Annotated in this window: 1 protein-coding gene; it reads left to right on the top strand. The window is 61.4% G+C overall.

The window, feature by feature from the left end:
• Positions 1–281 precede the first annotated feature (281 nt).
• Positions 282–783 (top strand): DUF3987 domain-containing protein (locus OMK64_RS21395; protein ID WP_272730129.1); only part of this gene is annotated, 502 nt, incomplete at its 3' end.

The following is a 783-nucleotide window of genomic DNA, read 5'->3' as shown; positions in this document are numbered from 1 at the left end:
GCCGATGATGGTGCCGCAGCCCATGAAATGGACTGCACCTGACTGACAGTCAGGCATGCCCCAGTCATCGCATCACTGCCTTCACCCGACTCAGGATCTCGCGACACCGGCCTCGTCAGCCAGTGCAGCCTCCACCCGCCCACCGCTATTGGTGTTCAGGAGGCCAGATCATGAGATGCCCAAGCTCCCGGCCGTAAGGAGCCGCCAGTCCCGCGTTAGTGGACAAACCTCACAGGTCGCAGGGGCCTTGATCCCTGATAACACTCAACAACCGTGGCGGGATGAGTGAGGACGAAGTCGATAATCTCAGGAGAATTTCGATGCAACTGTGCGAAGCGTTCGAGCCCCCACAACCATTGCTGGAGTACCAGCAGGCGCCACTGCCCTACCCGGTCGAAGCACTCGGGGATCTGTTGGGCCCTGCGGTCGAGCGACTGGCCGAGGTGATCGGCGTGCCCTGCGCCATGGCTGCACAGTCGGTGCTGGCTACCACTGCCTTGGTGAGTCAGGGCCACGCCAATGCCCAACTCGACGGTCGAACCTATCCGCTGTCCCTCTACCTACTGACGGTGGCGTCCTCGGGGGATCGCAAAAGTGCGGTGGATCACCTGGCATTAAGGGCCGCGCGCGACTGGGAGCGGCAACAGTGGACCCTGTATGCGGAAAAGCTCAAAGCCTATCGCGCCGCTACCAGCATCATGGCCAAACCCAAAACCTCAAAGAAGCACGCGGAGGCGGAAGGCGGTGAACTATCCGAGCCGGTACCGCCGAGACTGATCATTG

Source organism: Cellulomonas fimi (assembly GCF_028527925.1).
GTDB lineage: Bacteria > Actinomycetota > Actinomycetes > Actinomycetales > Cellulomonadaceae > Cellulomonas > Cellulomonas fimi_C.
The sequence above is the reverse complement of the archived record's forward strand: the minus strand, read 5'-3'. Positions and strand labels throughout refer to the sequence as shown.